The sequence below is a fragment of the Acidovorax sp. 210-6 genome, assembly GCF_010020825.1.
Lineage (GTDB): Bacteria > Pseudomonadota > Gammaproteobacteria > Burkholderiales > Burkholderiaceae_C > Simplicispira > Simplicispira sedimenti.
Window position 1 is genome coordinate 716,523 of the sequence record NZ_JAACJE010000001.1, and the last position, 19,025, is coordinate 735,547.

The following is a 19,025-nucleotide window of genomic DNA, read 5'->3' on the forward strand; positions in this document are numbered from 1 at the left end:
CGCCCCTCAGTGCGAGTTGCTCAGGCTCAGCCCGGCATGCTCGCGCAGCGGGTGGAAGTGGATCTTGGGAAAGCGCTCCTGCGCCAGGCGCACGTCGTAGGGGCTGGTGCACAGGTAGGCCAGGGTGTTGGCCGCGTCGTGCGCCAGGCGCAGGGGGTAGGCGTTCTCGAACTCGCGCAGCTCGGCCGGGGTGTCGGCGGTGATCCAGCGGGCGCCGGTGTACTGGCAGCTCTCCAGGCGTACGTCGCAGTCGTACTCGGTTTTCAGGCGGTGTTGCACCACTTCAAACTGCAGCTGGCCCACGGCGCCCAGCAGCATGTTGCCGCCGGCGTCGGGCTTGAAGACCTGGATGGCGCCTTCCTCGCCCAGCTCCATCAGGCCCTGCTGCAACTGCTTGGAGCGCAACGGGTTCTTCAGCACCACGGTCATGAACATCTCGGGCGCGAAGAAGGGCAGGCCGGTGAACTGCAGCGCCGGGCCGTCGGTGATGGTGTCGCCCAGCTGTACGCCGCCGTGCGTGGTGAAGCCGATGATGTCGCCCGCGTAGGCTTCGTCCACCGCTTCGCGGCGCTGGCTCATGAAGGTGACCACGCTGGTGGGGCGCAACTCCTTGGCCGTGCGTTGCACGCGCATCTTCATGCCGGGGGTGAACTTGCCCGAGGCCACGCGCACGAAGGCGATGCGGTCGCGGTGGTTGCTGTCCATGTTGGCCTGCACCTTGAAGACCACGCCCGAGAAGCCTTCGTCCTCGGGGTGGATGGTCTTTTCCTCGCGCTGGCGGTTCACCTCCTGGTAGGCGATGCGCGGGCCCGGCGGGGGCGACATGTCCACCACGGCGTTGAGCACTTCCATGACACCGAAGTTGTTCACGCCCGAGCCGAAGAACACCGGCGTGAGCTTGGCCGCGAGGAACCGCTCGTGGCTCCATGTGGTGGACGCGCCCACGGCCAGCTCCATGCTTTCCAGGGCATCGTCGAAGGCCTGGCCGAAGCGCGCGCGCAGTCGGTCCTGGTCGCTCAGGGGGATGGTTTCGAAGTCCTGCGGGCGCTTCTCGCTGCCGGGCTCGAACACCGTCATGCTCTGCGTGCGCAGGTCGATGATGCCGCCGAACGATTTGCCCTGTCCCACGGGCCAGGTCATGGGGCAGCAGGGCATGCCGAGTTCGCGCTCCACCTCGTCGAGGATGTCGAGCGGGTCGCGCACCTCGCGGTCCATCTTGTTGACGAAGGTGATGATGGGCGTGTCGCGCTGGCGGCAGACCTCGATCAGGCGGCGCGTCTGCGCTTCCACACCGTTGGCGGCGTCGATCACCATCAGGGCCGAGTCCACGGCCGTGAGCACGCGGTAGGTGTCTTCCGAGAAGTCCTTGTGGCCGGGGGTGTCGAGCAGGTTGATCACGTGGTCGCGGTACTGCATCTGCATCACCGACGAGGCCACCGAGATGCCGCGCTGCTTCTCGATCTCCATCCAGTCCGAGGTGGCATGGCGGCTGGCCTTGCGGCCCTTGACGGCGCCGGCGATCTGGATCGCGCCCGAGAACAGCAGCAGCTTTTCCGTCAGCGTCGTTTTACCCGCGTCGGGGTGGGAAATGATGGCAAAGGTGCGGCGGCGCCGGGTTTCGGGGGCGTAGGACACAAGGAATTCCAGAAGGGAGTGCGCAGGGGACAGGACGCCCCGGCAGGCGTGCGAAAACGACAATTTTACCGGGCAGGCGTTGTCAGGCCTGTCCGTGGGGCGGGCAGCGCTTGCGGGCCTTTGCCTTTATAATCGGCGCCTATCCGAGGAGCGTTGCAGCGCCCCCAGCACTGGCGGGGCGTGAGGCTCGGAGTCATAGCAACGACGCTCATCCACTTTCCGCGTGGTGAGCTTTTCCCCTTCCCCCGGCGAGTGGTTTTTTCAAACATGCTTTGGAGCAAACCATGAACGCACGCGTCAACGCACCCTCCGCCGACTCCGCCATCGCCGACATCGGCCTGGCCGACTGGGGCCGCAAGGAAATCCGCATCGCCGAGACCGAGATGCCCGGCCTGATGGCCATCCGCGAGGAATTCGCGGCCAAGCAGCCCCTGAAGGGCGCGCGCATCACCGGCTCGCTGCACATGACCATCCAGACGGCCGTGCTGATCGAGACGCTCAAGGCCCTGGGCGCCGACGTGCGCTGGGCCTCGTGCAACATCTTCTCCACCCAGGACCACGCCGCCGCCGCCATTGCCGCCACCGGCACGCCGGTGTTCGCCATCAAGGGCGAAACCCTGGTGGACTACTGGGACTACACCCACCGCATCTTTGATTTCGGCCCCAAGGGCAGCGAGGGCGAAGGCCCGAACATGATCCTGGACGATGGCGGCGACGCCACGCTGCTGATGCACCTGGGCAAGCGTGCCGAGAAGGACGCCTCCGTGCTGGCCAACCCCGGCAGCGAGGAAGAGCGCATCCTGTACGCCGCCATCAAGGCCAAGCTGGCCGAGGACAGCACCTGGTACAGCCGCAAGAGCGCCCAGATCATCGGCGTGACCGAGGAAACCACCACGGGCGTGCACCGCCTCAAGGAAATGTCGGCCAAGGGCACGCTGATGTTCCGCGCCATCAACGTGAACGACTCGGTGACCAAGAGCAAGTTCGACAACCTGTACGGCTGCCGCGAGTCGCTGGTGGACGGTATCAAGCGCGCCACCGACGTGATGATTGCCGGCAAGGTGGCCGTGGTGGCCGGTTACGGCGACGTGGGCAAGGGCTCGGCCCAGGCCCTGCGCGCGCTGAGCGCCCAGGTGTGGGTGACCGAGATCGACCCCATCAACGCCCTGCAGGCCGCGATGGAAGGCTTCAAGGTCGTGACCATGGAATACGCCGCCGACAAGGCCGATATCTTCGTGACCACCACGGGCAACCGCGACGTCATTACCTTCGAGCACATGAAGGCGATGAAGGACCAGTCCATCGTCTGCAACATCGGCCACTTCGACAACGAGATCCAGGTCGCCAAGCTCGAAGAGCACTGCCAGTGGGAAGAGATCAAGCCGCAGGTGGACCATGTGATCTTCCCGGACGGCAAGCGCATCATCCTGCTGGCCAAGGGGCGCCTGGTGAACCTGGGCTGCGGCACGGGCCACCCGAGCTTTGTGATGTCCAACTCGTTCGCCAACCAGACCATCGCGCAGATCGAGCTGTTCACCCACAGCGACTACTACGAGAACGGCAAGGTCTATGTGCTGCCCAAGCACCTGGACGAGAAGGTGGCGCGCCTGCACCTGAAGAAGGTGGGTGCGATGCTGACCGAACTGACGGACGAGCAGGCCGCCTACATCGGCGTGCCCAAGCAAGGGCCCTACAAGCCCGATACCTACCGTTATTGATTTATTTGCTATTGAATTGATAGCTGTCGGCGCCCGTAATCAGGGCGTTCAAGCCATGTTTTGCTTATGAAAACCCAGCGTGCCGATGTTCTTCTGGTGGAAAAAGGGCTGGCCAGCACCCGCTCGCAGGCTCAGCGGCTGATTGCCAGCGGGGTGCAATGGCGCCTGGGCGCACACGGCCCTTGGAGCCGGGTGGCCAAGAACGGCGAAGAGATCCCGGCCCAGGCCGAACTGCAACTGCAGGACGCGGCCGAGGCGCGCTTTGTCTCGCGCGGCGGCCTCAAGCTCGATGGTGCGCTCGAATCTCTGGGCCTGGCGGTGCAGGGACTGCAGTGCCTGGACGTGGGCCAGTCCACCGGCGGCTTCACGCACTGCCTGCTGGAGCGTGGGGCGCGCCGCGTGGTGGGCGTGGACGTGGGCCACGGCCAGTTGCACGCGCAGTTGCGCCAGGACCCGCGCGTGGTCTGCCTCGAAGGCATCAACGCCCGTGCGCTGACGCCCGAGGCGCTGCAGGCGGCCTGGGAGGACGCCTGGTCCGAACCGGCCCCTGCGGCTGTGGAGGACGATGCCGAGCCCGAAAGCCCGTACCGCTGGATGTCTGGTGATGGCGAGGTGACCGACTACGACGACAGCGACGACGTGAGCGACGACGACGTGGAGGCCGACCTGGCGCGCGAGCGCAAAGACGCCGCGCCGCCCGCCGCTGCGGGCGCCCGCCGCCGCCTCCGGGCCTGGGTGGGCGAAAGCACCGCGCCGGTGTTCGAGTTGGTCACGGGTGACCTGTCCTTCATATCGCTCACGCTGGTGCTGCCTGCCCTGGTACCGCTGCTGGCGCCGGGCGGCCACCTGCTGATGCTGGTCAAGCCGCAGTTCGAACTGCAGCCCGGCCAGGTGGGCAAGGGCGGCATCGTGCGCGATGCCGCGCTCTACCCCGTGGTCGAGCAGCGCATCCGCGACTGCTGCGCCAGCCTGGGGCTGGAGGTGTGTGCGTGGATGGACAGCCCCATCAGCGGCGGTGACGGCAACCAGGAATTTTTTGTCTATGCGAGGAGGTCTGCATGAACGCAGCCAACGCCGCGCCGGCCGCCGTGCCGGTCAGTTTCGAGTTTTTCCCACCCAAGACGCCCGAGGGCATCGAGAAGCTGCGCGCCGTGCGCCAGCAGCTCTACGCCCTGCAGCCCCAGTTCTGCTCGGTGACCTACGGCGCGGGGGGCTCTACCCAGGACGGCACCTTGCAGGCCGTGCAGGCCATTCTGGACGAGGGGCAGCAAGGGGCTTCGCATTTCACCTGCGTCGGTGCGTCGCGCGATTCGGTGCGCGAGAGGCTGGCGCTGTTCCAGTCCATGGGCGTGCGTCGGCTGGTGGCACTGCGCGGTGACCTGCCCAGCGGCTACGGCAGCATGGGCGAGTTCCGCTACGCCGCTGACCTGGTGGCCTTCATCCGTGCCGAAACCGGGGACCACTTCCACCTGGAGGTGGCGGCCTACCCAGAGATGCACCCGCAATCCAGGTCGGCGCAGGCCGACCTGCAGGCCTACGTGGCCAAGGTTCAGGCGGGTGCCAACTCGGCGATCACGCAGTTCTTCTTCAACGCCGACGCCTATTTCCGCTTCGTGGACGAGGCGCGCAAGCTCGGCGCCGACGTGCCGGTGGTGCCGGGCATCATGCCCATCACCAACGCCAGCGGCCTGCTGCGCTTTGCCGACAGCTGCGGCGCCGAAGTGCCGCGCTGGATTCGCCTGCGCCTGCAGGGATTGGGCGACGATGCGGCAGGCATTCGGGCGTTCGGCCTGGATGTGGTCACCCACCTGTGCGAACAACTGCTGGCGGCAGGGGCGCCGGGCCTGCATTTCTATACGATGAACCAAAGTACGGCGGTGCTCGAAATTTGCCGCCGTTTGGGGCTGGCAGGTGCTGGCACACGGTAACATTTCGTTTTTTTTGGGTTGAGGGCACACCATGAAATCGGTTTGGGTCTGCATGGCTTTGGTGGGTGGCAGTTTGTGGGCAGGCGCAGCCAGTGCCCAGATGAGCTACCACTGCCGGGATTCCAATGGCAACAACTATGTGCTCTCGCGCCCCTGTCCGTCGGACATGCGCACCACGGCGGTAGTGGGTGGGCCTGCGCGCTCCTCCGGCTACTCTTCGTCGTCTTCCAGCAGCTACCGGCCGTCTTCCCGCTCCTCCGGCGATGAGCCTGAGCACCACCAGTACATGAGCGGTCGCTGCCGGTCTCTTCACCAAGCGATGCGCACGGCCAGCAGCCGAGGGCTGAAGTACGACGCCATCGAAGATCTGCGCAAGGAATACAGGCGAGAGTGTCGTGAGGAGGAAGAAGCAGCCTATTCCAAGCTCTCGACAGACAGCTATACACGCAAGAAAGAGCAGCGCGAGGAAGAAAAAGCGGCCCGCCTGGCTGACCAGGCCTCGCGTGAGCGTGAAGAACGCTTTTTGCAGCAATGCGCAGAGTCGCGCCGCATTCTGCACGCCAAGCAGGCGCGTACCGACCTGAGCGAAGGCGAAAAGGCCGATCTGCGCCGGTTCGAAGAAAACTTCATCGCGCGCTGCAAGCGCTAGGGCCTGTTCACACTAGTTTTGCCAGTGCGAACACGGTGAAAACCGCGCCAATCTAGGCGCGGGACGACGCCAAGGCCGGGGCCCTGGTTCGTCGGCCTCTCGAGCCGACGAAAGCACATTTTTATCTCAGCGCCCCCTTTGCCTGGCCGCCTTGCCATTGCCGTGGCTTGGCGGCCGTGTCGCTGGTGGATTGAGGGTTTGGTGGTTCAGTATAAAAACTGTATATTCATACAGTTGTTTTTTGCTGATGCCTGTCCATGTCCTTTACCACCCTTGGAGCTGTCCATGCCTTTGACCCCGGAGCCCTTCCCGGCCCCGTAGCTGCGGCTGTCTGGCGCGGGGTGGACATGATGGGAGCGGTGGCGCGCACTGTTCCCACCGGGTTTGGCGCATTGGATGCGCAGTTGCCCGGTGGCGGGTGGCCCACGCAAGCCGTGACGGAGCTGCTGCTGCCGCAGGCACTGCGGTGCGAATGGCGCCTGTTGGGGCCCGCGCTGCCTGCCTTGCTGCAAGAGGGTGGCCGCATTTACCTGGTGGCGCCACCCCAGCCGCCGCACGCCGGGGGGCTGGCGCAACTGGGCGTACCGCCTGCGCAGCTGGTGTGGGTGCGGGCCGTTGCGCCTTTGGAGCGGCTCTGGGCCACCGAACAAATCCTCCAGGCAGGGCCCGTGGGTGCCGTACTCGCCTGGCTCCCGCAGGCGCGGCCCGAGCAGATCCGCCGTTTGCAGATCCACGCACAGTCCTGCGATGCGCCGGTGTTCCTGTGCCGTCCTGAAGGTGCGTTGCAGCAGGCCTCGCCTGCACCGTTGCGCGTGGGGGTGACTTTGGGGCCGGATTGGGTGCTGCAGGTGCACATTCCCAAGCGCCGGGGCAGTGCGTTCGAGGGCGTGCTGCGTTTGGAGGCCATTCCCGGCAATCTGCAGCACATGTTGCCGCCGCGCCTGGGGTCTGCCGCTGCCACGGTACAGGCGCCGCTGGCCAAGGAGTTGTCCGATGTCCGCGCACTGGGTCGCATTGCTGCCCCTGCCACAACCCACAGGCTCCTGGCCCATTGACCCCATGGCGCTGGGCATCTGGGCCTTGCAGTTCACCCCCCGGGTGGCCCTGCAGGAGGGCGCGGTGCTGGCCGAAGTGTCTGCGTCGGCTCGCCTGTTTGGCGGGTTGGAGCGGCTGTGCCAGTGCATGCAGCATGGCGCTGCCGAACTGGGTGCTCGCGTGGCCTGGGCGCCCACGGGCCTGGCGGCGCTGGCCCTGGTGCGCCATGGCGGTGGGCGGGTGCCAGAGGAGGCGCTAGCGTCGCGGCTCGACGCCCTGCCATTGCAGGCCATGACCGCTGTGGGCCAGCACCAGGCCACACTGGCACGCGTGGGCTGCCGCACGCTGGGGCAGGTGCGCCGCCTGCCGCGTGGCGGGCTGGTGCGCCGGTTTGGTGCTCCCTTGCTGGCTGCGTTGGACCAAGCCTACGGCCTGCGGCCCGAGGCGTACGACTGGATCACCCTGCCACCGACCTTTCAGGCCCGGCTGGAACTGATGGCGCGGGTGGAGCATGCGCCTGCCCTGCTGTTTGGCGCCAGGCGCCTGCTGGTGCAGATGGCGGGTTGGCTGGCTGCGCGCCACTGCGGCGTGCGGGCCTTCACCCTGCACTGGCACCACGATGCCATGCGCGCCCGGTCGGCAGGCGATGGGGGAGCGCTCACAGTGCATACCTCCCAGCCCACGCAAAGCGTGGAGCATTGCATGCGTCTGCTGGCCGAGCATCTGGCCCAGGTCGTGCTGGCCGCGCCGGTGGGTGAACTGGAACTGTCTGCCGACACGGTGGAGCCCTGGGCTGGAACCAACCACACGCTGTTGCCCGATCCCCAGCGTCAGGGGGAGGGCATCCACGCGGCGCTTGAACGCATCCAGGCCCGCCTGGGCCCGCAGGCCGTGTGTTTGCCCGTGCTCTGCGCGGACCACCGGCCTGAGTGGATGCAGCATTGGCACAGCGATCTGGCACACCGCCCGCGCCAGGCCACCGCAGGTTCCGGCATGCCGCTGCCCCCCTGGTTGCTGGAGGTGCCGCTGCGTCTGGAGGAACGCCAGCACCGGCCGCATTACCAGGGGCCGCTGCAACTGCTGTTGGGGCCTGACCGTGTGGAGGGTGGTTGGTGGCACCGCAGCGGCCAGGGGAGCGATGCCCAGGCGCTCAACGTGCAGCGTGACTACTGGCTTGCCCGCAGCCCCCATGCCGGCTTGCTGTGGGTGTTTCAGCAGCGACTGGCGGGGGACCAGGCGGCGTGGTTCCTGCATGGGTACTTTGGCTGAGGCTTCGGCAATGAACACCCCCTCCCGATCACTGCCGGACTATGCGGAACTGCGCTGCATCTCGAACTTCACCTTCCTGCGTGGCGCGAGCCATCCACACGAGCTGGTGGAGCGCGCCCACGCGCTGGGCTACCGGGCACTGGCCCTGACCGACGAGTGCAGTCTGGCCGGGGCCGTGCGCGCCCATGTGGCGGCAAAGGCCGTGGGCCTGCATCTGCTGCTGGGAGCGCAGTTTCGGGTGCAGCCCCGCGCTGCGGACGGTGCGCCTTGCGTGTTGGTCGTGCTGGCGCAGAACCTGCAGGGCTACGGCAACCTGTGCGCCTTCATCACCCGGTTGCGGCGCGCGTCGGAGAAAGGTGCCTACCATCTTGCGCAGGCCGATCTCACGGGTGTGGCACTGGCCGACTGTCTGGTGCTGCTGTGCCCTGAACGCCATTCCACCGACACGCAGCTGCTGGCCCTGGGGCGCTGGGCGCTGGGGCAGTTCACAGGCCGGTGCTGGGTCGGGGTGGAGCAGCTGCGCCGCCTGGATGATGAGCTCTGGCTGCACCGCCTGCGCACCCTGTCGGAACTGACGGCGCTGCCCCTGGTGGCCGTGGGCGATGTGCACATGCATGTGCGCTCGCGCAAGCCGCTGCAGGACGTGCTGACGGCCACGCGCATCGGCAAGCCGCTCACGGAATGTGGCCATGCGCTGGAGCGCAGCGCCGAGCAGCACCTGCGCACCCGGCTGCGCCTGGCGCACACCTTTCCCGCCGAGCTGCTGGCCGAGACGCTGCAGGTGGCGCAGCGCTGTCATTTCAGCCTGGACGCGCTGAAGTACCAGTACCCGGACGAGGTGGTGCCGCGCGGCCACACGGCCGCCAGCTACCTGCGCCAAATGACCTACCAGGGCGCGGAGGGGCGTTGGCCTGCGGGCATTCCGTCCCCGGTGCAGGCGCTGATCGAGTACGAGCTGGCCCTGATCTGCGAGCTGCGCTACGAGCATTACTTCCTCACGGTGTACGACATCGTGGCCTTTGCACGTTCCCAGAACATTCTGTGCCAGGGGCGCGGCTCGGCCGCCAACAGCGTGGTCTGCTACTGCCTGGGCGTGACCGAGGTGGACCCGGCGCGCATGTCGGTGCTGTTCGAGCGCTTCATCTCCCGCGAGCGCAACGAACCCCCGGACATCGACATCGACTTTGAGCACGAGCGCCGTGAGGAGGTGATCCAGTACCTGTACCAGAAGTACGGGCGCGACCGTGCGGCGCTGGCAGCCGCCGTCATCAGCTATCGGCCCAAGTCCGCAATCCGCGATGTGGGCAAGGCCCTGGGCTTTGATCTGGCCACGGTAGATGCCATCGCCAAGGGCCAGAAGTGGTTTGACGGCGCGGGTGTGCGGCCTGAGCGTTTCGCGGAGCTGGGCATCCCGGCGGACGATCTGGCCGTGCGCCAGCTCATCACGCTCACGCAGCAGTTGCTGGGGTTTCCGCGCCACCTGTCGCAGCACACGGGCGGCTTTGTGCTCACCCAGGGGCCGCTGTGCCGCATGGTGCCGGTGGAAAACGCCTCCATGCCCGAGCGCACGGTGATAGAGTGGGACAAGGACGACCTCGACGCCGCCGGCCTGCTCAAGGTCGATGTGCTGGCCCTGGGCATGCTGTCGGCGATCCGGCGCGCGCTGGACCTGATCGGCCTGCGGCGCGGCCAGGTGTTCCGCATGCAGGACATTCCCGCTGAAGACAGCGCCACCTACGACATGGTCTGCCGGGCCGACACCATCGGCGTGTTCCAGATCGAGAGCCGGGCGCAGATGGGCATGCTGCCGCGCCTGCGCCCGCGGTGCTTCTACGACCTGGTGATCGAGGTCGCCATTGTGCGGCCCGGTCCCATCCAGGGCGGCATGGTGCACCCCTACCTGAACCGGCGCCAGGGCAAGGAGCCGGTCACCTACCCCAGCGAGGCGCTGCGCAGCGCGCTGGGCCGCACGCTGGGCGTGCCGGTGTTCCAGGAGCAGGTGATGCAGATCGCCATGCTCGCGGCGGGCTTCACGCCCGGCGAGGCCGACGGCCTGCGCCGCGCCATGGCGGCCTGGAAGCGCAAGGGCGGGCTGGAGAAGTATTACCACCGGCTCGTGGGCGGCATGACCGAGCGCGGCTATGCGCAGGAGTTCGCCGAAGCCATCTTCGAGCAGATCAAGGGGTTTTCGGAATATGGTTTCCCGGAGAGCCACGCGGCCAGCTTCGCGCTGCTGGTCTATGCCTCGGCCTGGATCAAGCGGCACGAGCCGGCGGCCTTCCTCGTGGCGCTGCTCAACAGCCAGCCCATGGGCTTTTACACGCCCAGCCAGCTCGTGCAGGACGCGCGCCGCCACGGCGTGGAAGTGCGGCCGGTGGATGTGGTGCACAGCGCTGTGGAATCCACGCTGGAGGATCTGCACAACACACCCGCCGTGCGCCTGGGCCTGCACCTCGTGCAGGGCCTGCCCGCGGCCAGCGCTGCGCGCATCGTGGCCGAGCGTGCCGTGGCGCCCTTCGATAGCACCGAGGCGCTGGCGCGCCGTGCACGGTTGGAGCAGCACGAGATGCGGCTGCTGGCCGCAGCGGGTGCCCTGGCCCCGCTTGCGGGTCACCGCCGCCAGCAGGTGTGGGAGGCAGCCGCGCTCCACGCACCGCCCGCGTTGCTGCAGGACGCCCCGGTGGACGAGGAATTTCTGGCGCTGCCCGCCGCGCCTGAGGGCGAGGAGGTGCTCTGGGATTTCGCCTCGGTTGGCCTGACGCTGCGCAGCCACCCCCTGGCCTTGCTGCGACCGCAGTTGGAGCGTTACCGGGCCCGAACCTCGGCACAACTGCAGCATGTGCGCGATGGGCGCTGGGTGCGCACTGTCGGCATGGTGACGCTGCGCCAGCAGCCCCCCACGGCCAAGGGCACGGTCTTCGTTTCGCTCGAAGACGAGCACGGCAGCACGCAGATCATCGTCTGGCGGCACGTGAAGGAGGCCCAGCGCCAGGCGTTGCTGGGCGCTCGCCTGCTGTTGGTGCAGGGGCGCTGGCAGCGTGAGGGGGCGGTGTGCAACCTCATCGCGCATCGGCTGTGGGATGTGTCGCCGCTGCTGGGGCGTTTGGCCACGCAGAGCAGGGATTTCCGGTAGGGCCGTGTCAGGCGGGAGTGGTCAGCCCCAGAAAACTGTCCAGCAGGTGGAAGTGGTCTTCAAACAACTGGTCTTCCATGGCTGCCAGTTGATCCAGCGGCACCCAGAGCGCCTGCTGAGCGTCGTCGCCGCCCACCACCGGCGGGAGCGGGATGTTGCCCAGGTCGAAATAGTGCCCGTGGGTGATGGTGCGGCCGCGCTGGCTGCGGTCCGGGTGGTCAAACACCTTGACCGCGCGCAGGGCGGCGCGCAGCGTGGCCTCGTCCAGGGGGCAGGCGGTTTCTTCCGACAGTTCCCGCAGGCAGGATTGCCACAGTGTGTCGCGGGGTTCCAGAAAGCCGCCGGGCGCAGCCCACAGGCCCTTGCCGGGCGCCTGGCCGCGGCGCACCAGCAGCACATGGTTCTGGCAGCGCAGCACGGCATCGACCGTGACAAACACCGGAGGGTAGGGCGCTTGCGCCCAGGAGGCACGGTAGTCGCGCAATACGCGCCATTCCTCTTGCAGGGCGGCGTAGGCGGGCAGTGTCGCAAAGTCGTGCAGGAAGCGCAGGGTGCTGGGCGGCATGTCCTGGGCCAGAGGGGCCAGCGCCGCGCTCACCGTGCCAGGGGTGGCAGCCCAGTAAGCATCGCGGATGGCGGTGGCGTCCATGCTGCCCTGGCGCGGCAGATCCAGCAGTGTCCACCCCGGAAAGCGGCGCAGGTAGTTGCTGCTGGCATCTTTGAAATGGCCCACCAGCGCCACCCGCTGTTCCGATGGCGTGGGCAGCATCCGGGCCACACCCCGGCGCACATCCTGCACCCAGGCGGGCTCGTCGTAGCGGTCACGCACCGGCAGAAAGCGCAGACGCTCGCGGTCGGCTGCCGGCAAGGCGTCGCGCAGCATGGCGGCGCGCTCCTGCCAGGTGAACGGGTTTTTCGTCGAGCGTGCCGCAAAGGCCGAGCCCAGGACGATGATGACTTCCCGGGCCTGCGCCAGGCCATGCTGCAGCAGTGCCAGGTGCCCGGCGTGCACGGGCTGGAAGCGCCCGATGAGGATGGCGGTGTCGTGCATGTTCAGCTACTTTACCGGGTGCGGCTGTCTTCACGGCCCGGCTGCTGCGCGCGGCGCTTGGGCTTTGTGGCTCCGGCCCGGCCCTGCGGGCCTTCGCTTCGCTGCGCGAAATGAGCCTGCGCCGCAAAGGCTGCCGAACCCGCTGACGCGGGTTGCCGGGCTTTACAGCCCGGCCGCTGCACGCAGCGCGGCTGCCTTGTCGGTGCGCTCCCAGGTGAACTCGGGCTCCTCGCGGCCGAAGTGGCCGTAGGCGGCGGTCTTGCTGTAGATGGGGCGTAGCAGGTCCAGCATCTGGATGATGCCCTTGGGGCGCAGGTCGAAGTGCTCCTGCACCAGCTTGGCGATTTCGTGGTCGGGGATCACGCCCGTGCCTTCGGTATAGACCGTCACGTTCATGGGCCGGGCCACGCCGATGGCGTAGGCCACCTGGATCTGGCACTGGCGCGCCAGGCCGGCGGCCACGATGTTCTTGGCCACATAGCGCGCGGCGTAGGCGGCGCTGCGGTCCACCTTGGTCGGGTCCTTGCCCGAGAACGCGCCGCCGCCGTGCGGGCAGGCGCCGCCGTAGGTGTCCACGATGATCTTGCGGCCAGTGAGGCCGCAGTCGCCCTGGGGGCCGCCAATGACAAAGCGCCCCGTGGGGTTGATGAGGTACTTGGTGTCGGCCGTGATCCAGTCCTTGGGCAGCACGGGCTTGATAATGTCTTCGATCACGGCCTCGATGAAGGCGGGCTTCATGTGGTGGCCATCGCTCATCTCGGGGCTGTGCTGGCTGGAGAGCACCACGGTGTCGATGCTGTGGGGCTTGCCGTCCACGTAGCGCATGGTCACCTGGCTCTTGGCGTCGGGGCGCAGGAAGGGCATGCGGCCGTCCTTGCGCAGCTGGGCCTGGCGCTCGACGAGGCGGTGCGCGTAGTAGATGGGCGCGGGCATCAGCTCGGGCGTTTCGTCGCAGGCATAGCCGAACATCAGGCCCTGGTCGCCGGCGCCGGTGTTGAGGTGGTCATCCGAGGCGTGGTCCACGCCCTGGGCGATGTCGTTGCTCTGCTTGTCGTAAGCCACGAGCACGGCGCAGCCCTTGTAGTCGATGCCGTATTCGGTGTTGTCGTAGCCGATGCGCTTGATGGTGTCGCGCGCCACCTGGATGTAGTCCACATGGGCGTTGGTGGTGATTTCACCGGCCAGCACCACGAGGCCGGTGTTGCACAGCGTTTCAGCAGCAACGCGGGAGCGGGGGTCCTGGGTGAAAATCGCGTCGAGAATGGCGTCCGAGATCTGATCGGCCACCTTGTCGGGGTGACCTTCAGAAACGGATTCCGAAGTAAAGAGGAAGTCGTTCGCCATTTGAATAAACTCCAGTGTTGCGTTGTCTTGGGCGTTGCCCTGGCCGCTGGAGCCTTGGCGAACGCTTTAGCAGATTTGTTTATCGTCGCCCTGCAAGTTGCTCGGTTAACTCAGCGACTGTCATTCCATTTTAATGTCTTTCCTCTTCCGATTTTTGTCCCTGTGGCCTCTGTGGCTGCTCCACGGCCTGGGCGCTGCACTGGGCTGGGTGGCGTTCTGTGCATCGCCGACCTACCGGCGGCGCTTTCTGGCCAATGCGCAATTGGCGGGTTACCGCTTTGCGCAGGTGCGCGCGGCCGTGGGCCATGCCGGGCGCATGGCGGCTGAGTTGCCCCGGCTTTGGTTGGGTGCGCTGCCGGCATGCCGTTTTGAGAACGCCGAATGCGTGGAGCGCGCCTGGGCGGCGGGCAAGGGCATCGTGTTCCTCACGCCGCACCTGGGGTGCTTCGAGTTGTCGGTGCAGGCCGCAGCCCAGCGCTGGAGCGCCGCGCATGGCCCCATCACCATCCTGTACCGCCCGGCCCGTCAGCGCTGGCTTGCCGAGGTGATGCGCACCGCGCGCAACCGCCCCGGCGTGCAGGCGGTACCCACCGAGCTGATGGGCGTGCGCCAGATGATCAAGGCCTTGCGCCGGGGGGAGGCCGTGGGGCTGTTGCCCGACCAGGTGCCGCCCGATGGGCAGGGCCTGTGGGTGCCGTTCTTCGGGCGTGCCGCCTACACCATGACGCTGGCCGCACGCCTGGCGCAGCAGACCGGCGCTGCCGTGGTGCTGGCGCGCTGCGAGCGTGAGCCCTGGGGCCGGGGCTACCACCTCTACCTGGAGGAACTGGCCACGCCCCTGTCCGACGTGCTGGAGCTGGCCGTGCAACAAATCAACCAGGCCATGGAACAGACCATTCGCCAGTGCCCGCAGCAGTACCTGTGGGGCTATGCGCGCTACAAGCAGCCGCGCCCCCTGCTGCGAACCGGGGGGGAGGCATGAGCGCGCGCCGGGCCGTTCCCAAGCAAGCTCGCACCGCAGTGCGCAGCACGGAGGTTTTCCAATGAGCGCGCGCCGGGCCGTTCCCAAGCGAGCTCGCACCGCAGTGCGCAGCACGGAGGTTTCGCCATGAGCGCGCGCCTGGGTGTCTGGTTCATGCAGCAGGTGCTGGCACGCCTGCCGCTGCCCATGTTGCGCGGCCTGGGTTGGGCCCTTGGTCGGGTGCTGTTTGTGCTGGCCGCCCCGCGCAGACGTGTGGCGCTGCGCAACCTGGAGCTGTGCTTTCCGCAGGCCACGCTGGCGCAGCGCAAGGTGTGGGCGCGTGAGACCTTTGTGGTGTTCTGCCAGACCTGGCTGGACCGCAGCTGGCTGTGGGCGGCTCCGCGCAGCGTGGTCGAGCAGCGGGTGCAACTGACGGGCGCGCTGCACGAACTGGATGGCGACACGCCCACCATCATCTTTGCACCGCATTTCTATGGCATGGACGCTGGCGGTCTGGCGTTGCCACTGCGCACTTCGCGCGCGTTCACCTCGATTTTTTCCACCCATCCGGACCCGGATGTGGACGCCTGGTTCATGGCGGGGCGCCAGCGTTTTGGCGATGTGCGCATGCTCAACCGCAGCCAGGGGGTCAAGCCCATCATCTCGAATCTGCGCAAGGGGGGGCTGCTGTACCTGCTGTCGGACATGGATTTTGGCCGGGGCGAGTCTGTTTTTGTGCCATTTTTTGGTGTGCCCACGGCCACCGTGACCTCGCTCTCGCGCTTTGCCCGGTTGGGGCGGGCCAAGGTGCTGGGCATGTACACGCGCATGACGCCCACGGGCTACGTCGCCGAGCTCACCCCTGCCTGGGCGGATTTCCCCACCGAGGACGTTGAAGCCGATACCGCGCGCATGAACCGAGAGCTGGAGTCCGCCATTCTCACCATGCCGGGGCAGTACTACTGGGTGCACAAGCGGTTCAAGTCGCGGCCGGAGGGGGAGCCTTCGGTTTATCAGTGATATTGGCTTCTAGCGCTTATTGGGTAAGCGCGGGTAGCTATTGTTTTGATAGTTTCTGCTGTGGTTTTGGCTTTGCTGAGGGCGGCTGGCCGGGTCTCGCCCCGGCGGGCGAGGTACTTTTCTTTGCTTCGCCAAAGAAAAGTACCCAAAAGAAAGGCGACCCACAGTCTGCGACCCCCGCGCTACGCTACGGGGGCAAACCTGCGTTGGTGCGCTTGCGGGGTGCGCCGCATAACTCACTGCGCGCCTGCGGCGCTCCGTTCGAACAAATGCGGCGAGTCAGATGACAAAGCATGCGCGCTTCGACGCGCATGCCCACCCCGCAAACGCCCCGCCGCAGGCGCAGCCATAAGGGGTTGAAAAGAACACGGGCCATCGCTGCGCTCGGCCCCGAAGAACGCAGGCGCTGCGCGCTGCGCATGCCAGGCCAAGCGCAGCGATGGCACGGAACCTGCCAAGCCCTTCTGCCCGTGCCGAGAAGCGCAGGGCGTGGGGCGGGCGTGTGCCGCAGGACACACGCCTTCGAGGCCTGACTTGCTGCGGTTGTCCGAACGAAGCTGCGTAGCAGCGCAGTGAGTTCCGCAGCACGCCCCGCGAACGAGCATCGCAGGCTGCCCCCGCGCGCAGCGTGGGGGTCACGGGCAGCAGGGTCGCCCTTTCTTTGCTTACTTTCTTTCGGCGAAGCGAAAGAAAGTGAGTCGCCCGCCGGGGCGAGACCCGGCCAGCCAACTTCAAAAAACCAGCCGTCTCAGCCCCAGTGCCTACCAATCAAAAGCCAGAACATCAACTGGCCAGCAAGAAATCACCCAGCGCCCGAACCAAGCGCTCAGGCTGCTCGTGCACCAGCCAGTGCGACGCTCCTGCCACCTGCTGCAATTGCAGCTTTGGCACCCAGCCCGGCAGGCCGTCCAACAGGCCAGGCAACAGCGCAGGATCGTCCATGCCCCACAGCACCAGCGTAGGGACCGCCACCTGCAGCATGGACTCGGGCAGGCTCACCGCGGCAGCGCCAGGGTCGCCCTCGCGCGGCGGGCGCAGCGGGCTGGCGCGGTAGTAGTTGCAGGCGCCCGTCAAGCCCTGCTGCCACAGGGCGCGGTACTGCTGGCGCACTGCCTCGGTCAGCCAGGGAGGCGGCGTGCCGTCCGGGGCGTTGAAAAAGGCGAACAGGCGGCGGAAATCGTTCTCGGCCAGCAGTGCCTCGGCATCCGGGCGGCACAGGAAGTGCATGTACTGGCTGGCAGCCTGTTGTGCGGCGTTGTGTTGCAGCTCGCGCACAAAGGCGCCGGGATGGGGGGAGTTGACGATGGCCAGGCGGCGCAGCAGCTGCGGGTGCTGGTTGGCCAGGTTCCAGGCCACGGCGCCGCCCCAGTCGTGCGCCACCAGGCATTCCAGGGGCGTGCCTTCGCCGCATTCGGCGGCAATCAGGGCGGCCAGGTCCTGCACCAGAAACTTGGGGCGGTAGGCCGCCACGTCCGTCGGGCTGCTGGATGCGCCAAAGCCCCGCAGGTAGGGCGCCACGCAGCGGTAGCCGCCGTGCGCGGGTTGGGCGAAATGATCGAGCAGGCCGTCCCAGATGAAGGCACCTTCGGGAAAGCCGTGCAGGAACAGCAGCACGGGCCGGCCGCGCTCACCAGCCGTGTGGCAGTGCAGGCGGGTGCCGTGGGGCAGGGTGATATCGATACGAGCGCTCATGATGCTATAAAAATAATAGCTGCTAGCGCTTTATTTGTAAGCGCCAGCGGCCAGTTTCATTGCAAACCGCTGCGCCTGCCGATGCGCTGACTCAGTCGGAGCCAGCCTCGGTTGCGTGGCCAGCCTCGGTTGCGGGGTCGGCCTCGGGGTCGGTGCTGGCTTGGGTGTCGGCGGCCGGTGCCGGGTGGGCCCACTGCCACAGGAGCTGTGCGGTTTCTTCCACGCCCTGTTTCTTGAGCGCGGAGAACATCTTCACCTCGCCGCCGCCTGCTTGCAGTCGCGCAATCGACAGCGCCTTGGCCTGCTCGGCGCGCGTGAGCTTGTCGGCCTTGGTCAACAGCACCAGGAACTTCAGCCCTTCCTCGACACGCGGGCGCACCACTTCGAGCAGCGCCTCGTCCAGCTCGGTCAGGCCCAGGCGTGGGTCGCACAGCAGCACGATGCCGGTGAGGCTGGGGCGGCTGACGAGGTAGTTCACCATCACCTGTTGCCAGCGCACCTTGTCCGAGCGCGAGACGGCGGCGTAGCCGTAGCCGGGCAGGTCGGCCAGCACGGCGTCCGTCTGGTTCTGGCGGCCGAGCGAGAACAGGTTGATGTGCTGCGTGCGGCCGGGCTTCTTGGACGCGAAGGCGAGCTGCTTTTGCTGCGTCAGCGTGTTGATGCAGGTGGACTTGCCCGCGTTGGAGCGGCCCACAAAGGCGATCTCGGGCACATCGACGGCGGGCAGTTGGTGCAGTTGTGCCGCCGTGGTGAGGAAGCGCGCCGTGTGCATCCAGCCCAGGGCGGAGCGGGCGTCGCCGCTGGTGGCGGGGGCGTCGGTGGGGGGCGTGGAAACGGTGCGTGTCATGGATCAATTGGTGGGGGCGGAGTCGCATTGTAGAATCGCGGGGTTTTGCGCCACCATTAACAAGACCCCCGATATGAAGTTGCTAGCCCCCCTGCTCATGGCTGCCGCGCTGGCAGCGCCCGCCACCGCCGCCTTTGCTGCTGGTCCCGCGCCCGCCCAGGCCAAGCCCGACCTGGAAAAGGGTGCCGCCAGCTTTGGCACGGTCTGCGTGGCCTGCCACGCCGAAGACGGCAATGCCCCGTTGGCCGAAAACCCCAAGCTGGCCCAACAGCACCCTGAATACCTGGTCAAGCAGCTGCAGGAATTCAAGAGCGGCAAGCGCGAGAGCGCCGTCATGCAGGGCTTTGCTTCCATGCTCGAAGAGCAGGACATGAAGAACATTGCCGCCTGGCTGGCCACCAAGCCTGCCAAGCCCGGCGAAGCCACCGACAAGGCCTTGGTTGCACTGGGAGAGCGCATCTATCGCGGCGGCATTGCCGATCGCAACATCGCCGCTTGCGCTGCCTGCCACAGCCCGAACGGTGCCGGCATTCCTGCGCAGTACCCGCGCCTGGCAGGCCAGCATGCGGCCTACACCGAAACGCAGCTCAAGGCGTTCCGTGACGGCGTGCGCAAGAACAACCTCCAGATGACCGGCGTGGCAGCCAAGCTCAACGACCGCGAGATCAAGGCGGTGGCGGACTACATCGCCGGCCTGCGCTGATCCCCATCCCGCCCGGCCCCGCAGGGCCGGAGGGAACCAA

General features: G+C 67.1%; 15 protein-coding genes and 1 riboswitch. Of the genes, 10 read left to right on the forward strand and 5 right to left on the reverse strand.

Annotated elements, in window-relative coordinates; translation table 11 throughout:
* Nucleotides 1-6: 6 nt before the first annotated feature.
* Entirely contained in the window at nucleotides 7-1,635 is a 1,629-nt protein-coding gene (locus GWK50_RS03310; RefSeq protein ID WP_162015275.1) for a peptide chain release factor 3, read from the reverse strand.
* A 139-nt stretch (nucleotides 1,636-1,774) separates the two neighbouring features.
* Nucleotides 1,775-1,852: riboswitch (S-adenosyl-L-homocysteine riboswitch) on the forward strand.
* A gap of 67 nt (nucleotides 1,853-1,919) precedes the next feature.
* Between GWK50_RS03310 and ahcY the strand changes: the two genes are divergently transcribed.
* The 7 genes from ahcY to GWK50_RS03345 all read left to right on the forward strand — a co-directional run bounded on the left by ahcY (nucleotide 1,920) and on the right by GWK50_RS03345 (nucleotide 11,367).
* Nucleotides 1,920-3,353 carry an adenosylhomocysteinase gene (gene ahcY / locus GWK50_RS03315; protein WP_162015276.1) on the forward strand — a complete coding sequence of 478 codons (1,434 nt, stop codon included), beginning with the start codon at nucleotides 1,920-1,922 and terminating at the stop codon, nucleotides 3,351-3,353.
* A gap of 66 nt (nucleotides 3,354-3,419) precedes the next feature.
* Nucleotides 3,420-4,415 (forward strand): TlyA family RNA methyltransferase, encoded by a 996-nt coding sequence (locus GWK50_RS03320; RefSeq protein WP_162015277.1) that lies wholly within the window; start codon nucleotides 3,420-3,422, stop codon nucleotides 4,413-4,415.
* The gene (metF, locus tag GWK50_RS03325) at nucleotides 4,412-5,281 is read left to right on the forward strand and encodes a methylenetetrahydrofolate reductase [NAD(P)H] (protein ID WP_162015278.1); all 870 of its coding nucleotides are present in this window, start codon (nucleotides 4,412-4,414) and stop codon (nucleotides 5,279-5,281) included. Before GWK50_RS03320 ends, metF begins: the two co-directional genes overlap by 4 nt.
* Nucleotides 5,282-5,312: 31 nt before the next feature.
* Nucleotides 5,313-5,930: a hypothetical protein gene (locus GWK50_RS03330; RefSeq protein WP_162015279.1), complete on the forward strand. Its 618-nt coding sequence runs from the start codon at nucleotides 5,313-5,315 to the stop codon at nucleotides 5,928-5,930.
* A 257-nt stretch (nucleotides 5,931-6,187) separates the two neighbouring features.
* Entirely contained in the window at nucleotides 6,188-6,985 is a 798-nt protein-coding gene (imuA, locus tag GWK50_RS03335; RefSeq protein ID WP_162015280.1) for a translesion DNA synthesis-associated protein ImuA, read from the forward strand.
* A complete protein-coding gene (locus GWK50_RS03340) occupies nucleotides 6,924-8,234 on the forward strand; it encodes a DNA polymerase Y family protein (RefSeq protein WP_242455279.1) in 1,311 nt (436 codons plus the stop codon). The genes imuA and GWK50_RS03340 overlap by 62 nt, the downstream gene beginning before the upstream one ends.
* A gap of 10 nt (nucleotides 8,235-8,244) precedes the next feature.
* On the forward strand, nucleotides 8,245-11,367 hold the full coding sequence (locus tag GWK50_RS03345) for an error-prone DNA polymerase (protein ID WP_162015281.1): 3,123 nt from the start codon (nucleotides 8,245-8,247) through the stop codon (nucleotides 11,365-11,367).
* 7 nt (nucleotides 11,368-11,374) lie between these two features.
* Here GWK50_RS03345 and GWK50_RS03350 read toward each other — a convergent pair whose 3' ends face one another.
* A complete protein-coding gene (locus GWK50_RS03350; protein WP_162015282.1) occupies nucleotides 11,375-12,418 on the reverse strand; it encodes a bifunctional nicotinamide-nucleotide adenylyltransferase/Nudix hydroxylase in 1,044 nt (347 codons plus the stop codon).
* A 162-nt stretch (nucleotides 12,419-12,580) separates the two neighbouring features.
* A complete protein-coding gene (metK, locus tag GWK50_RS03355; RefSeq protein ID WP_162015283.1) occupies nucleotides 12,581-13,762 on the reverse strand; it encodes a methionine adenosyltransferase in 1,182 nt (393 codons plus the stop codon).
* Between the two features lie 133 nt (nucleotides 13,763-13,895).
* On the opposite strand from metK, the gene GWK50_RS03360 reads away from it, so the two are divergent.
* Together GWK50_RS03360 and GWK50_RS03365 are read left to right on the forward strand one after the other, a co-directional pair.
* Nucleotides 13,896-14,744: a lysophospholipid acyltransferase family protein gene (locus GWK50_RS03360; protein WP_162015284.1), complete on the forward strand. Its 849-nt coding sequence runs from the start codon at nucleotides 13,896-13,898 to the stop codon at nucleotides 14,742-14,744.
* Nucleotides 14,745-14,870: 126 nt separating this feature from the next.
* Nucleotides 14,871-15,743 (forward strand): lipid A biosynthesis acyltransferase, encoded by an 873-nt coding sequence (locus GWK50_RS03365; RefSeq protein WP_162015285.1) that lies wholly within the window; start codon nucleotides 14,871-14,873, stop codon nucleotides 15,741-15,743.
* Nucleotides 15,744-16,526: 783 nt separating this feature from the next.
* Here the strand turns inward: GWK50_RS03365 and GWK50_RS03370 are convergent.
* Together GWK50_RS03370 and yihA are read right to left on the reverse strand one after the other, a co-directional pair.
* Nucleotides 16,527-17,435, reverse strand: a complete 909-nt coding sequence (locus tag GWK50_RS03370) for an alpha/beta hydrolase (RefSeq protein WP_162015286.1) — start codon at nucleotides 17,433-17,435, stop codon at nucleotides 16,527-16,529.
* Nucleotides 17,436-17,526: 91 nt separating this feature from the next.
* Nucleotides 17,527-18,282 carry a ribosome biogenesis GTP-binding protein YihA/YsxC gene (gene yihA, locus GWK50_RS03375; protein WP_162015287.1) on the reverse strand — a complete coding sequence of 252 codons (756 nt, stop codon included), beginning with the start codon at nucleotides 18,280-18,282 and terminating at the stop codon, nucleotides 17,527-17,529.
* Nucleotides 18,283-18,355: 73 nt separating this feature from the next.
* Here yihA and GWK50_RS03380 point away from each other — a divergent pair, with 73 nt between their 5' ends.
* A complete protein-coding gene (locus GWK50_RS03380) occupies nucleotides 18,356-18,985 on the forward strand; it encodes a c-type cytochrome (protein WP_162015288.1) in 630 nt (209 codons plus the stop codon).
* Nucleotides 18,986-19,025: the final 40 nt, after the last annotated feature.